We start from the raw sequence: 13603 nt of genomic DNA, 5'->3' as shown, positions 1-13603 counted from the left end.
TTTGGAAATTCACGCTTAATTTGGATTGCTATTAGATGGATTCTGCAAAAATGTATTGTACATCATCAGATTCATGAATAGTCCAAGCAGCAGGTAATGAAATATTTCGAATGGATTTTAAATTGTTTTTTTCAATCATAGTACCCCATCCGGCCTCATTTTTAGGATCTTGAGCATATTTTTGGGATAAAGTTCCAGCAAACACCCAACCAGAATTTTGTCTTAGATTAGATATTGAATTGATTTTATCCATCACACCAGTTGCAAGAAAAATACCACCCATTTGTGCCAACCCTCCAATGAAAAACATAGGTCGTAAAAGACTCAGAGATGAATAATCAAAAGTAATAGCATCTGCACAGTAAGGATGAAAATTCAGTTTTGACGTTAAAAGATTTTGTAAATCAACTAACATATTATCAATTTCAATACTGTAGGATTCCAAATCAAGGATTTTTGCACAATATGCAATTCGTCCATCACCTGAACCAATATCAAGTATTTCAGAGTATCCCAATTCCTTTGCAAGTAGGGCTCCAATATATCCAGACATCATCCAAGTAGGAGAGAAAGGAGCTTTGCTTGAACCTTGTTGGATGCTATTCAGCCAATATTTGTTGATATCACCCTCATACACAACACAGTCAACTAAACCAATTTTTTTCTCAAAAGAATTGTAATAGATAGGATTCTTTGTTGCAAATTCATGTAACAAATCTAAATGTGATTTTTCAATCGGAAACAAATCTGATTTTGATTTTGGAATTAATTCTTGAATTTGGCTATCCCCATCATAGACTTTAACAAATTCTTTTTTTAATTCAGCTAAATTTTTTGCAATATCACTAATCATGAGAAAGTCCTTTCTCATATTGTTCAACAAATTCTTTTGTACTCATGGTTTTACGTAACTCTTCAAACAATTTTGCATCAGATTGAATCTGTTCTTTTGATTTTTCTCCTGAATTTCCAGATTGTAAATTTTTTGTCATTTCTTTAATTGATAAAGATATTTTTACTAAAATTTTTGGATGAATGACAGAATTAAATTTTTCAGAAATTGTTTTTTCAGCATCATTGGCTTTTGTCAACAAAAGACTAGGTTCAGAATTAGCCTGTTGTTTGAGCATGGTAGCCATAGATGAAACACTCATGACTTGATAGTACGTCTCCACAATTTCATGGACATTCAAATCAGTTTTTGAATTTACAATGTCAATGAGGTTTTGTAGTTTTTGGAATTCGGAATCAAACATTTGAGAAACATCATTAGAGGATATCATATGTAAAATTAAAAGTTCAAATTTTTAAAAATGTTAGTATTATGCTTCTTTTTCTGCGGGTTTGGTATAGACATAATTCATTATCAAACCTGCAATAATTCCGCCTAAGATTGGTGCTGCCCAGTATAACCAATGGAACTCCCAGAATCCAGAAATTAAAGCAGGGCCAAATGTTCTTGCAGGGTTTACTGATGCACCTGTTAATGGCACAGCAACGAGGTGAATAAGGAATACCATACCGCCTATTGCAAGTCCTTGAATGCCAGGAGTTGCTTTTTTATGAACTGCAACCATAAAGATCACAGTAACTAAGAAGAATGTCAAGATTGCCTCAACTGCAAATCCAGAACCAATACTGTTGTTGATTAAATCACTTGGACCGCCTTGAGTTCCAAAGTTTACTTTAGCGCCAAGTTCAGGTAAGATTGCTGCAAGTGTTGCAGCTGCTGCTACTGCGCCGATTAATTGTGAAATAATATATCCAACTCCATCTACAATGCCAATCTTTTTTGTAATTATCATAGGAATTGTGACTGCTGGGTTAATGTGTGCACCAGAAACATGTCCGAATGCATAAACCATCAAAGCAATGGCACCACCGTGTCCAAGAGAAATGAACAATACTGATTGTGTTGTCAACTCTTCGCCAAATGCAGAAACTGCTAGAATTACTGAAAGTGGACCAAAGAATACTAAACCATATGTTGCAATTGCTTCTGCAAGATATGCTCTTGGATTAACCATCAAGCTATTGCCTCGCGTATATCCATATAAAAGATTCGACCTTAATTTTGGATCTGTTGATCTCAAAAAGTAATTAATTACAGATCAATCCATTTGACAATACATGGTTTCTGAAGGCGACACTGTTCCAAAATTCGAGGTCAATGATGCAAAAGGTAACAAAGTAAAATCAAGTGATTTTAAAGGCAAAAAACATGTCATCTACTTTTACCCAAAGGATTTCACTCCAGGATGCACTACAGAAGCTGACGAGTTTTCCAAAGATTATAAAAAATTCCAAAAAGAAGGAATCGAGATTATTGGAGTCAGTCCAGATGATGTAGACTCTCACAAGAAATTCTGCGATAAAATGGGAATCAAATATCCATTATTGGCAGATGTGGATAAAGAGATCTCAAATGCATTTGGTGTTTGGGGTAAGAAGAAATTCATGGGACGTGAATACATGGGAGTGATGAGAAGTACATTTTTAGTAAACGAAAAAGGAAAAATTTTCAAAATATACCCCAAAGTAAAACCTGCAGGGCATTCTAAAGAAGTTCTAGAAGACTTTCTAAATTTAAAATAAAAATAAGTAAAGAAAAGATTTTAGATAGATTAGAAACCTTTTGGCAAAGTGCCTCTAGATGTTTTTGGCGCTTCGGGTTCTGGTTTTGGTTCAAACCCTTTTGGCAAAGTGCCTCTACTTGCAGTAGATCTAGCTTTAGATTCTGCTTCAAGTAATTCATCAAAGGCTTTTTCTTCATCTATTCTTTGTTGTTCTAGTCTTTGCAAGTATTCTGCTTCATACTCTGCAAGCTTTTCTTCTCTAGACTTCCCATCATCTTTAACATTTGTTGACTGCGGTGGAGCTTGTTGTGATTGGCCCATACCTTTTGGAAGTGTGCCTCTTTTAGGCTTTGGTGGTTCAGGTGTTGGGGTTTGTTGTGCTTGTGCAGCAACGCCTTCAACGGACATGTTGATTCCACTAAAACTTCCAAATGTCTTATCAGCAGGATGATATGCAATTCTTGCTCTTGTTGCAAAGTACTGGTTTGATGGTGCTGTGTAACCAGTCAATGTTGCTTTTTGATCATTCCAATTTCGAGTTGGAACTTTTCCTACAGGAGCAGTTCTTCTAACAAAGTATCTGTTAGGAGCTGGAGAATAACCTGTGACTTTGGCTCTGTAATCATGGAATGATGTCATAGGAGCAGTCATGTATGCATTCTCTAGTGCATCTTGTACAGTTGCTGGAGGTTGTGATGTAGTCTCAGCTGGTTTTGGAATCTCAGCTGGTTTTGGAATCTCAGCTGGTTTTGGAATCTCAGCTGGTTTTGGAATCTCTGCTGGTTTTGCTTCCATTCCTTTTGGTAGAACACCTTTTGGTTTGGTAGTTGCTGCAGGTCTCTCAGCTGGTTTTACCTCAGCAGGTTTAGTCTCTGCGGGTTTTGGAGAAGGTTTGGCTTCAAGTTGCATTGTTAATTTTGTTAATTTTGCCTCAAGTTCAGCAATTTTGGATTCTAGATCCGATTTTGTACTTGTTTTTCTTTTTGTTGCCATTCCATACAATCAAGGAAGCATTGTTTATTTACATTTTGATCATCCATAATTTTTGTTCAAATTAATTGGTAAAAATAAACAATATTTTGTAAAAATTGTATTATTTTTCAACTAATCAGGTTCCCAAAACTGCATTACAAACATACAGTTGTTGCATCGCCACAATCTTACATGGATTCCACTAGCAGCATCTGCAGCATAAGTCCCGTCTTCTAATTTCACAACAGTGGGCAAATAGCTTAATTCATTATTTTCAAGCCATTCGTTTTCATGACAATTAGGACAATTGATTTTTGGAGCCACGTACAATATTGAATATGATCAGAGATGAATATTACTTTTAAAAATATAAAATAATGGATGTAATTGAATTAGAAACCTTTTGGAAGTGTGCCTCTTTTAGGCTTTGGTGGTTCAGGTGTTGGGGTTTGTTGTGCTTGTGCAGCAACGCCTTCAACGGACATGTTGATTCCACTAAAACTTCCAAATGTCTTATCAGCAGGATGATATGCAATTCTTGCTCTTGTTGCAAAGTACTGGTTTGATGGTGCTGTGTAACCAGTCAATGTTGCTTTTTGATCATTCCAATTTCGAGTTGGAACTTTTCCTACAGGAGCAGTTCTTCTAACAAAGTATCTGTTAGGAGCTGGAGAATAACCTGTGACTTTGGCTCTGTAATCATGGAATGATGTCATAGGAGCAGTCATGTATGCATTCTCTAGTGCATCTTGTACAGTTGCTGGAGGTTGTGATGTAGTCTCAGCTGGTTTTGGAGTCTCTGCTGGTTTTGCTTCCATTCCTTTTGGTAGAACACCTTTTGGTTTGGTAGTTGCTGCAGGTCTCTCAGCTGGTTTCACTTCAGCTGGTTTAGTCTCTGCGGGTTTTGCTTCCATTCCTTTTGGTAGAACACCTTTTGGTTTGGTAGTTGCTGCAGGTCTCTCAGCTGGTTTTACCTCAGCAGGTTTAGTTTCTGCTGGCTTTACTTCAGCTGGTTTTGATTCTAGCTGAGTAGAAAGTTTGTTTAGCTTTGCTTCTAATTCGGCAATCTTGGATTCAAGATCTTGTTTTGTTTGCTTTTTAGCAGCTGCCATAATTTTGATGGACAATCCGGGGTTTATGTACATTTGGGTTGATTACGCCAACTAATTTTGATCAAGTTTTATATGCTAATTCGAGTATTTGATGGCATGGATGACTTTGAAAAAGAATTTCCAGATTTTGATTGGAAGAATACTCCAGCCTACAAGCATCCAGGTGGAAAAGATTGTCCATGTCCAAAGCATGAATACATTAGAGAACAGATCAATTTTACAAAACAAGTTAATGAAAAAGGCAAAGAACCGTCAAAAGTCACTCTAAAATTTTGTCCCGATCACTATAGAGTTTACATGGATGAAGTAATTCCTGCAATGCCACTAAAATATAAAATTCTAACAAAAATTGCACTAAAACTTGGTGCAATTCAAGTAGAGCAGTTAAAGTATATGGAATCAGAATTATGTTTTTACTGCAAATTCGGTTCTGGCGGACATGATAGAAAAACAGAACTACCACCAATGTAAAACCAGTTAAGCTTATACTTGATTTGACTAGTGAGTTAACGTGGTAATAGAGGATATCAGAGATTTCATCGTAGAACTTGAAAAGCATGGAGAATTAAAGAGAATTAAAACAGAAGTTGATTCAGATTTAGAAATTGCTGAAATTATGAGACGTGAAATGTACTCTAATGGTCCAGCCCTACTTTTTGAAAATGTAAAAGGATACGATATGCCAGTTTTAGGAAACGCATTTGGTTCTATGAAAAGATTGGAGATAGGATTAGAAATGACTGACTTTACTGAAATTGGTCAACGTATAGCAGACATGACAAAGATGGACATGCCATCAGGATTACTAAATAAAATTAAAAAACTTCCAGAACTTACTAAAATGACTGCTTCATTTCCCAAATCAGAAACAAGTGGGCCTGTAACCGAGATCACATCAAGTGATGCATCATTTGATGATTTACCAATTCTAAAATCATGGCCCGATGATGCGGGAAGATTCATCACATTGGGATTGGTTGCAACAAAACATCCAGAAACAGGAGTTAGAAATCTTGGTGTTTACAGAATGCAAATAGTAGATAAAACTCACGCATTAATGCACTGGCAAAAACACAAGAGGGGGGCTCACCATAGTGATATTTCAAAAGACAGAGGAGAGAAAATACCTACTGCAATCATAATTGGCGGAGAGCCTGCTACAATATTTTCATCAATTGCTCCAGTTCCAGAAGGACTAGACAAATACCTCTTTGCAGGGATTACAAGAAAAGAAGGAATCAAAACTGTAAAATGTAAAACAATTGATTTGGATGTCCCAGCAAATGCAGAGATTGTTTTAGAAGGGTATGTAGATCCTGCAGACATTAGAGATGAAGGACCGTTTGGAGATCACACAGGATACTATACTCCAGTTGAACCATATCCAACATTCACGCTAACAGGGATTATGCGAAGAAAAGATCCAATATACGTTACAACAGTGGTTGGAAAACCAATTCTAGAAGATGCATTTATTGGCAAAGTAATTGAGCGTTCATTTTTACCACTGATTCAAATGTTTCATCCAGAAGTAGTAGACTTTAGTATGCCACCTGCAGGTTGGTTCCAAGGATTTGCAATTATTTCAATAAAGAAAAGATATCCAGGTCAAGCAAAAAAAGTCATGATGGGCCTTTGGGGAATGGGGCAGTTGTCACTCACAAAGATGTTTGTAGTAGTAGATGAGGACATCAATGTTCATGATATCAACGATGTGATATGGGCAATCACTACAAGAGCAGATGCAGCAAGAGACACCACAATAATCAACAATACCCCAACAGACACATTAGATCCAGCTTCACCACTGGTAAATTTAGGTTCTAAAATGGGAATTGATGCAACTCAAAAAACCAAAGAAGAAGGATATGAAAGGGAAATTCAACAACAAGTCAAAGTTGATGATAAGACAAAAGATCTTGTAGATGCTAAATGGTCAAGTTACGGATTATAATATAGAAATAGGATTATAGAAATTATCGCGCTCTTCTACCTGATAGCCAATTTGATGAATTGCATCCACAATTATTTTATCAGTGAGTTCTGTTGAACGTGCACCAGTACATGAAACAACTTCTTCTCCAATTAGTGTGCCTCCAAAGTCATCAGCCCCATATTGCAAGGCAAGTTGAGCCATGCCAACCCCGTTAGTTAACCATGAAGATTGGATGTGAGGAATTAATCCATCAAGTACAAGTCTAGATATTGCAATCATTTTCAATAGCTGGATACCACCTGTCCCATATTCCACAATGCCTTCTTCTTGCATCAAGGTATTGTTTGGTTCAAAATTCCATGGGATAAAGGCCATGAAGCCTTGGGTTTTTTCTTGAAGTTTTACAATTTTGTAAAAGTGCTCAACAATATCATTGTTATTTTCTACACTACCATACATCATAGTTGCAGAACCGGGAATACCAACAGAATGTGCTTCATCCATAATTCTAATCCAATCAGCACTAGAAATTTTCTTTGGACTAATAATTTCTTTAACAGAGTCAGTCAAGATTTCAGCGCCAGCTCCCGGAATTGATTGTAAACCAGCATCTTTTAATCTTGACAAGATTTCTTTAGTTGAAGATTTTTCAACTCTTGCAATCATGTCAATTTCAGATGTAGATAATCCATGAACTCCAACTAAAGGGAATTTTTTTCTAATCATTCTAAATGCATCTTCATAATATTCAATTTTTAAGAGAGGATTGTGTCCACCCTGAATCAAGACTTGGCGAATCTTGAACATATCCCAAGAAGCTTTTACCCTAGCTTCAATTTCATCAAGTGTTAATGTGTAAGAATCCTCAGCCCCAGGAGATCTATAAAATGCGCAAAACTTGCAATCAGTAATACAGACATTAGTGTAATTCAAAATAATATTATTTACAAAAGAGGCTTTCTTGCCAAACTGTTTTCTTGTTAAATGGCCCGCAGTAAGACCCATCAAATGAACGTCATCAGATTCCAATAATCTCAAACAATCCTCAGGTCCAGGTCTTTTACCATTAAGAGAATTTTCCAAAATGTCTTTGATGTCGGTTTTTTGTATTTGTTCAATAGTCTGACTCAAGTGATCTTCATCCTTTGGAATTTCTATTTAATCCTTGGTAGAAATATTGAACAGAAAAAGAAATAAACAAAATGGGTGATTTGTGCACAATTTTTAAGAAATATGAGTTCAAAGATTCACGTTATTTTTAAGTAGGGCACAAAAATCAGATCAAATCATGGTATCAGGAAATCAAATTAGACTTAATCGAATTCTCAGAAAAGGAAGAATGCTATGCATTCCAATGGATCACGGCATCTCAAATGGACCTATCGAAGGCCTTGAAGATCCAGCATCTACAATTTACAAATGTGAAGGACACGGATTAACAAGTGTAATCATCAACAAAGGAATTCTCAAAGCATTGCCAAAACCAACCAAAATAGGAATTTTAGTTCATTTTTCAAGTAGCACATCATTATCATTAGCACCAAATCGCAAAATGTTAACTGGAACTGTAAAAGAAGCAGCAGCCATGGGAGCTGATGGAGTTTCATTACACATCAACATAGGAGGTAAGGAAGAACCAGAGATGTTAGAACAGCTTGGAATGACGGCAGATCAATGTCACAAATGGGGAATGCCACTTTTAGCAATGATGTATCCAAGAGGCGAGAATATCAAAAACCCACATGATCCAGAAATTGTTGGACATGTTGCAAGAATTGGAGCAGAATGTGGTGCAGATATTGTAAAAACATTATACACAGGTGATATTGATTCGTTTGCAAAAATTGTCAAGACTACACCAGTTCCAATTGTAATTGCTGGCGGACCTAAAGCTAAAACAGATTTAGACATTCTTCAAATGACCGAAGATGCAATGGCTGCAGGAGCTAAAGGAGTTACATACGGTAGAAACATCTTTGCACACAAAACACCTGAAAAAATGGTAGAAGCATTAGCCGAAATAATTTTCAGAAAAGGAACAGCAAAGGAAGCAATGAAAAGAATTGAGTAAATCAAGAGAATTAATAATTTCACCTAAAGTGTCACAAGCACAATTATCTAAACTTCTACCCCAATTAGAAGAAGAGGGAATCAAGATGGTGTATCTTGATCCAAAAAAACTAGGCAATAAAAAAACAAAACTTCAAACGGTATTTCCTTCTAGTACAGCAAACTATGTCGTATTAGAAAAAGATGGACCAAAACCCAAGGGTAAAAAAATTGGAAGAAAGTTTCAAATTCTATCAAACGCCGATATTGATAATGTTCTCAACATAGCCAAAAAAGGGTTAGACTTTGTAATAATAGAAGTAAAAGATTGGAAAATAATCCCACTAGAAAACATCATTGCTAAATTACATAAAATTCACACCAAAATCTTTGCCATTGCCAGAACCCCGGAAGAAGTCAGAAAGATGTTTTCAATTTTAGAAGTAGGGGTAGACGGAGTAATATTTAGCACATCATCAATTAATGAAGTTCGCGAAGTCATGGTATACTTGGGAACAAAGAGTTTTGATATGAAACCAGCAAAGATTACAGAAATTAAAGAAGTAGGAGATGGCGAACGGGTTTGTGTAGATACTGCATCTATGCTTCACAAAGGAGAGGGAATGTTAATTGGAAGTAGATCAAACTTTTTGTTTCTAGTTCATAATGAATCAGTAGGATCATCATTTACATCACCAAGACCATTTAGAGTAAACGCAGGTGCAGTTCATTGCTATACATTATCTCCTGATGGAACAACCAATTATCTCTCAGAAGTAGAAACCGGTTCCGAAGTGCTAATTCTTAATTCAAAAGGCAAAGCAAGAAGAGTCACAGTAGGAAGATCAAAGATTGAGCGCAGACCAATGTTAATGATCAAAGCTACTGTGGGAGGAGAAACAGGAGGAATTATTGCACAAGATGCAGAGACAATTCGCTTTGTAAAATCAAACGGACAGCTAGTTTCAGTTACCCATCTAAAGAAAGGAGATACAGTTATGGTTCATTCAAAACCTGCTACAGGCAGACATTTTGGAATGGAAGTTTCTGATGAGTACATCTTAGAAAAATGAAATACAAAACATGTGTTTCAATTGCAGAACTTACACCTGCAAAAACTAAAAAAACATTAAAAATTGCACTTTCAAAATCAGATTTTGTCGAAGTAAGATTTGATTTTCTAAAAGTGAATCAAATTCCAGAAGCACTAGAAATGATAAAGAAAGATCTCAGCAGAGTGGTATGTACATTAAGACCAAAAAATGAAGGTGGAAAATTTTTAGGAAATGAAAAAGAAAGAATCGCAATTATAAAATTAATTGCAGAATACAATCCATTCATGATAGATATAGAATTTAACACATTGAGAAAAAATTCAGCACTAACAAAATATTTGAAATCAACAAAAACAAAACTACTTGTTTCATGGCATGATTTTAAAAAAACCCCAAGTTCAGCAGAATTAAAAAAAAAGATAGCTCAAATGAGTAAATTTTCATCAAATGTAAAAATAGTGAGTACTGCAAAATCAACAGATGATTCAACTAGAATGTTAGAACTGTACAGTAAAAAAGGAAAAAATAATTTGATATCATTTGCGATGGGAGATTATGGTAGAATTTCAAGGATTTTGTGCCTGTATCTAGGCAGCCCATACACATACGTGTCACTAGGAAAGGCAATTGCTCCAGGACAGTTTAGTGTGGACGAAGTAAAAAAAATAACAAATTTAAAAAAATAACAGTGCAATAGTTGAGAGTTTAAATCAATCATAATACTCAAGAAAATAAGATGGGTAAATCATTTGCAGTAATTGGAGATCCTATTGATCATTCATTATCACCAAATATTCACAGCGCCGCATTTAGAGAATTAAATTTAGATTCATCATATATTGGATATAGAATTCCCAAAGGAGAATTAGAAGGAGGAATAGAAGGATTAAAAAAAATCAAGATAGATGGGTTCAACATTACAATTCCACATAAAATAGAGATGATGAAATATTTAGATAAAATGGACGAATCATGTAGTTTGATCGGAGCTGTCAATACAGTGTCAAACAAAGAAGGAGTTCTAAAAGGATACAACACAGACATGGATGGATTTTTAGAGCCATTTAAGAAAAGAGAATTAAACATCAAAGGAACCAAGGTTCTTTTAATTGGAGCAGGAGGAGCCGCAAGAGCAATAGTTGCAGGATTTGCAAAAGAAAAAGCAAAGAGCATAACAATTGCAAATAGAACATTAGAAAAAGCATCATCTCTTTCAGAATTTGCAAAAACAGTAGGACTGGATGCAAATGCCATGAAAATTGAAGACGTTAAAGATACAGCAAAAAATTATGACATTATTGTTAATGCCACATCAATAGGTCTGAAAAATGAACCTAGTGTAATCTCACTACATGGAATTAATGAAAAAACAATCGTATATGATATTGTATATGCACCAATGAATACTGATTTCATTAAAAAAGCAAAAGCAGAAAAAGCAATCATAATTTACGGTTATGAAATGCTTCTAGGTCAAGCAGTGAGATCTTTTGAGATTTGGCACGGCATAGAAGCACCTTATAATGCCATGAAAAAAGCACTGTTAGGAGGATTTTGATGGCAAAAGCAAAGGCTACAGTCCATGGAGCAGTTTCATTAGTAAATGCAATTGCAAACCAAAAGGGAGCTACATTAGGAATTGCATTAAAAGTTGAAGCCATAATAGAGACGAGTCCAGGGAAAGGGATTTCTATTCAGTCTGAAAACAAGAGCCTTAGTTCTCGCCTAATCAATAAAACTATAGAAAAAATTGTCTCAAAAAAAGAATTGGAACAAAATAAAATTTCAGTTACATTGAATTCGGAAATTCCCACAGGATATGGATTGAAAAGCTCAAGTGCCATCTCTTCAGCAATTGCTTTAGCATGTGCAAAAATTTTCAAACCCAAATTAACTGATCAGCAAATATTACTTGCAGGTGTTGATGCATCAATTGAATCAAAAGTTAGCATTACAGGAGCATATGATGATGCATGTTCTTGTTACTATGGGGGATTCAATGTTACAGATAATGCAAAGAAAAAAAGAATTCAATTTGAAAAAGGTCCAACAAATTTAATTGCAGTAATATTTATTCCAAGAAATAGGAAAAGAGGGAATCTAAAAAAACTCAAAATACTTTCATCCATATTTGAAAATGCATGGGAGTTATCCAGAAAAGCAAATTATTGGGATGCAATGATAATAAATGGATTAGCTACTGCATCAATTTTGAATTCAGATCCTAAAATAATTACAGAATTAATTGAAAAAGGAGCCCTAGGAGCATCAGTTTCTGGCAACGGTCCATCAATTGCAGCAATTACAAAAAAAGAAAATGAAGCAGTAATTAAAAAAGTATTTTCAACATTAGAAGGAAACATCATCGTTTCAAAAATCAGTAATAAAAAGGCCGAAGTTCATGAAGTGTAAAATTGAAAAATCAAAAATTTCAGGACAAATTATTTGTCCTCCAAACAAAAGTTATACACATAGAGCAATTTTTCTCGCATCACTTGCTGGAAATAACAGTAGGGTTGAGAATGTATTATTATCAGCAGATACAAAAGCAACAATTGAGGCCTGCAAAAAATTTGGAGCAGAAATTGAGATTGCAAATGAAGTAATTATTGTTAAAAATCCAATAAAAATAGGCACAAAAGTGTCTGAAATAAACACTGAAAACTCAGGTACCACAATTAGGATAGCCTCAGGAATTGCCAGTTTATTTTCTGAAGAAATTATACTTACTGGAGATTCAAGTTTACAAAAAAGACCCATGCAGCCTCTCTTAGATGCATTATCAAGTATCGGAGCACAATGTAGTTCAACTGATGGGAAACCACCAATCAAAATTAAAGGAAAAATTGTTGGCGGTGAAGTAAAAATTCCTGGAAATTTTTCAAGTCAATTTATTTCAGCATTATTAATTTGTGCACCACTAACAGAAAAAGGAATCAATCTAACTATAGAAGGGAATCTAGTTTCAAAACCATATCTGGATGCAACAATTGCTACAATGAGAAAATTTGGTGTTACAGTACAAACATTAATTCCATACAAAAGATACAACATAACCCCTCAAATCTATAAACAAACGATATTTACGGTTCCAATAGATTTTTCTAGTCTTGCTCTACTTCTTTCTGCAACTGTCCTAAATGGAGAAGATGTTACAATAAACGGAAATATTGGAAACTTACCTCAAGGGGATGAAGTATTCATAGATATTTTAGAACAGTTAGGAGTTAAAATTATTATGAGTGATGATCAAATAAAAATTAAATCGCCTGAAAAACTAAACGGAGGAAAATTTGATTTAAATAATTCTCCCGATCTTCTTCCACCACTTGCAATTTTAGCATTATGTTCATCTGCTCCAATTGAAATTTTCAACGTAAAACATGCAAGATTAAAAGAAACAGACAGGATTGCAATTATTTCAAGAGAACTAGTAAAACTTGGAATCAAAGTCCAAGAAAAAGAAGACGGTATGATTTTAGAAGCGTCTGAGAATATTTCTGGAGCTGATCTCATATCAGATGAAGACCACAGATTATTCATGGCATTTTGCATTGCAGGAATGCATGTTGGCAATTGTACCGTTTCAGATCCAGAATCAGTCGAAGTGTCATATCCAAACTTTATCGAAGAGATGAATCGTATGGGTGCAAAAATTCAAATCAGTTGAAATTATTTTTTAAAAAAATTATTCTGAGAGATAAAAGGCGCGACCCTGTATAGAGTGAAAAGCATTCTCCTCACCCACAACGCTTTTGCGCAGATAACATGTTTTTTTCGCAGGGCCACGCAAATTATTCTTTATAATTTACATGATTTTGCATATATTATGTATGTTATCGTTATATTTAAGAATATATTATAATTATTTCATATTTTATTGAATAATTATATAATTTTTAA

The 13603-nt window shown here is 35.0% G+C and carries 16 protein-coding genes; 9 read left to right on the top strand and 7 right to left on the bottom strand.

Features of this window, described 5'->3' with window-relative positions; genetic code table 11:
* Nucleotides 1–31: 31 nt before the first annotated feature.
* From ACW9XH_RS05015 to ACW9XH_RS05005, 3 genes are read right to left on the bottom strand one after another with little or no spacing between them, the layout of a single operon-like run.
* Nucleotides 32–853 (bottom strand): hypothetical protein, encoded by an 822-nt coding sequence (locus tag ACW9XH_RS05015; RefSeq protein ID WP_457759551.1) that lies wholly within the window; start codon nt 851–853, stop codon nt 32–34.
* Nucleotides 846–1283 (bottom strand): hypothetical protein, encoded by a 438-nt coding sequence (locus ACW9XH_RS05010; RefSeq protein ID WP_457759550.1) that lies wholly within the window; start codon nt 1281–1283, stop codon nt 846–848. The genes ACW9XH_RS05015 and ACW9XH_RS05010 overlap by 8 nt, the downstream gene beginning before the upstream one ends.
* Nucleotides 1284–1322: 39 nt before the next feature.
* Complete coding sequence (locus ACW9XH_RS05005; protein ID WP_457759549.1) at nt 1323–2027, bottom strand: MIP/aquaporin family protein; 705 nt, start codon at nt 2025–2027, stop codon at nt 1323–1325.
* A gap of 103 nt (nt 2028–2130) precedes the next feature.
* On the opposite strand from ACW9XH_RS05005, the gene bcp reads away from it, so the two are divergent.
* Complete coding sequence (bcp, locus tag ACW9XH_RS05000) at nt 2131–2595, top strand: thioredoxin-dependent thiol peroxidase (protein ID WP_457759548.1); 465 nt, start codon at nt 2131–2133, stop codon at nt 2593–2595.
* Between the two features lie 29 nt (nt 2596–2624).
* Here the strand turns inward: bcp and ACW9XH_RS04995 are convergent, their stop codons facing one another.
* The 3 genes from ACW9XH_RS04995 to ACW9XH_RS04985 all read right to left on the bottom strand — a co-directional run bounded on the left by ACW9XH_RS04995 (nt 2625) and on the right by ACW9XH_RS04985 (nt 4693).
* Nucleotides 2625–3569 (bottom strand): trans-sialidase, encoded by a 945-nt coding sequence (locus tag ACW9XH_RS04995; RefSeq protein ID WP_457759547.1) that lies wholly within the window; start codon nt 3567–3569, stop codon nt 2625–2627.
* 111 nt (nt 3570–3680) lie between these two features.
* Nucleotides 3681–3872: a hypothetical protein gene (locus tag ACW9XH_RS04990; protein ID WP_457759546.1), complete on the bottom strand. Its 192-nt coding sequence runs from the start codon at nt 3870–3872 to the stop codon at nt 3681–3683.
* A gap of 68 nt (nt 3873–3940) precedes the next feature.
* Entirely contained in the window at nt 3941–4693 is a 753-nt protein-coding gene (locus ACW9XH_RS04985; protein ID WP_457759545.1) for a trans-sialidase, read from the bottom strand.
* Nucleotides 4694–4756: 63 nt separating this feature from the next.
* Between ACW9XH_RS04985 and ACW9XH_RS04980 the strand changes: the two genes are divergently transcribed.
* Together ACW9XH_RS04980 and ACW9XH_RS04975 are read left to right on the top strand one after the other, a co-directional pair.
* On the top strand, nt 4757–5131 hold the full coding sequence (locus ACW9XH_RS04980) for a hypothetical protein (RefSeq protein WP_014964742.1): 375 nt from the start codon (nt 4757–4759) through the stop codon (nt 5129–5131).
* Nucleotides 5132–5171: 40 nt separating this feature from the next.
* The gene (locus ACW9XH_RS04975; RefSeq protein WP_457759544.1) at nt 5172–6614 is read left to right on the top strand and encodes a menaquinone biosynthesis decarboxylase; all 1443 of its coding nucleotides are present in this window, start codon (nt 5172–5174) and stop codon (nt 6612–6614) included.
* Here ACW9XH_RS04975 and mqnC read toward each other — a convergent pair.
* A complete protein-coding gene (gene mqnC / locus ACW9XH_RS04970) occupies nt 6609–7727 on the bottom strand; it encodes a cyclic dehypoxanthinyl futalosine synthase (protein ID WP_457759543.1) in 1119 nt (372 codons plus the stop codon). The genes ACW9XH_RS04975 and mqnC overlap by 6 nt on opposite strands.
* 157 nt (nt 7728–7884) lie before the next feature.
* Here mqnC and ACW9XH_RS04965 point away from each other — a divergent pair, with 157 nt between their 5' ends.
* Genes ACW9XH_RS04965 through aroA form a run of 6 tightly spaced genes read left to right on the top strand, consistent with a single transcriptional unit; the run spans nt 7885 to nt 13370 of the window.
* Nucleotides 7885–8667: a 2-amino-3,7-dideoxy-D-threo-hept-6-ulosonate synthase gene (locus tag ACW9XH_RS04965; protein ID WP_457759542.1), complete on the top strand. Its 783-nt coding sequence runs from the start codon at nt 7885–7887 to the stop codon at nt 8665–8667.
* The gene (locus ACW9XH_RS04960; protein ID WP_457759541.1) at nt 8660–9718 is read left to right on the top strand and encodes a 3-dehydroquinate synthase II; all 1059 of its coding nucleotides are present in this window, start codon (nt 8660–8662) and stop codon (nt 9716–9718) included. The genes ACW9XH_RS04965 and ACW9XH_RS04960 overlap by 8 nt, the downstream gene beginning before the upstream one ends.
* Nucleotides 9715–10386 (top strand): type I 3-dehydroquinate dehydratase, encoded by a 672-nt coding sequence (gene aroD, locus ACW9XH_RS04955; protein ID WP_457759540.1) that lies wholly within the window; start codon nt 9715–9717, stop codon nt 10384–10386. The genes ACW9XH_RS04960 and aroD overlap by 4 nt, the downstream gene beginning before the upstream one ends.
* 50 nt (nt 10387–10436) lie before the next feature.
* Nucleotides 10437–11258 (top strand): shikimate dehydrogenase, encoded by an 822-nt coding sequence (gene aroE / locus ACW9XH_RS04950; protein WP_457759539.1) that lies wholly within the window; start codon nt 10437–10439, stop codon nt 11256–11258.
* Nucleotides 11258–12112: a shikimate kinase gene (locus tag ACW9XH_RS04945; RefSeq protein ID WP_457759538.1), complete on the top strand. Its 855-nt coding sequence runs from the start codon at nt 11258–11260 to the stop codon at nt 12110–12112. The genes aroE and ACW9XH_RS04945 overlap by 1 nt, the downstream gene beginning before the upstream one ends.
* Nucleotides 12102–13370: a 3-phosphoshikimate 1-carboxyvinyltransferase gene (gene aroA, locus ACW9XH_RS04940; RefSeq protein ID WP_457759537.1), complete on the top strand. Its 1269-nt coding sequence runs from the start codon at nt 12102–12104 to the stop codon at nt 13368–13370. Before ACW9XH_RS04945 ends, aroA begins: the two co-directional genes overlap by 11 nt.
* Nucleotides 13371–13603 lie beyond the last annotated feature (233 nt).

Source organism: Candidatus Nitrosopumilus sp. bin_32a, assembly GCF_054095935.1.
Note: the sequence above shows the minus strand (reverse complement) of the source record. Positions and strands in the feature narration are given on the sequence as shown.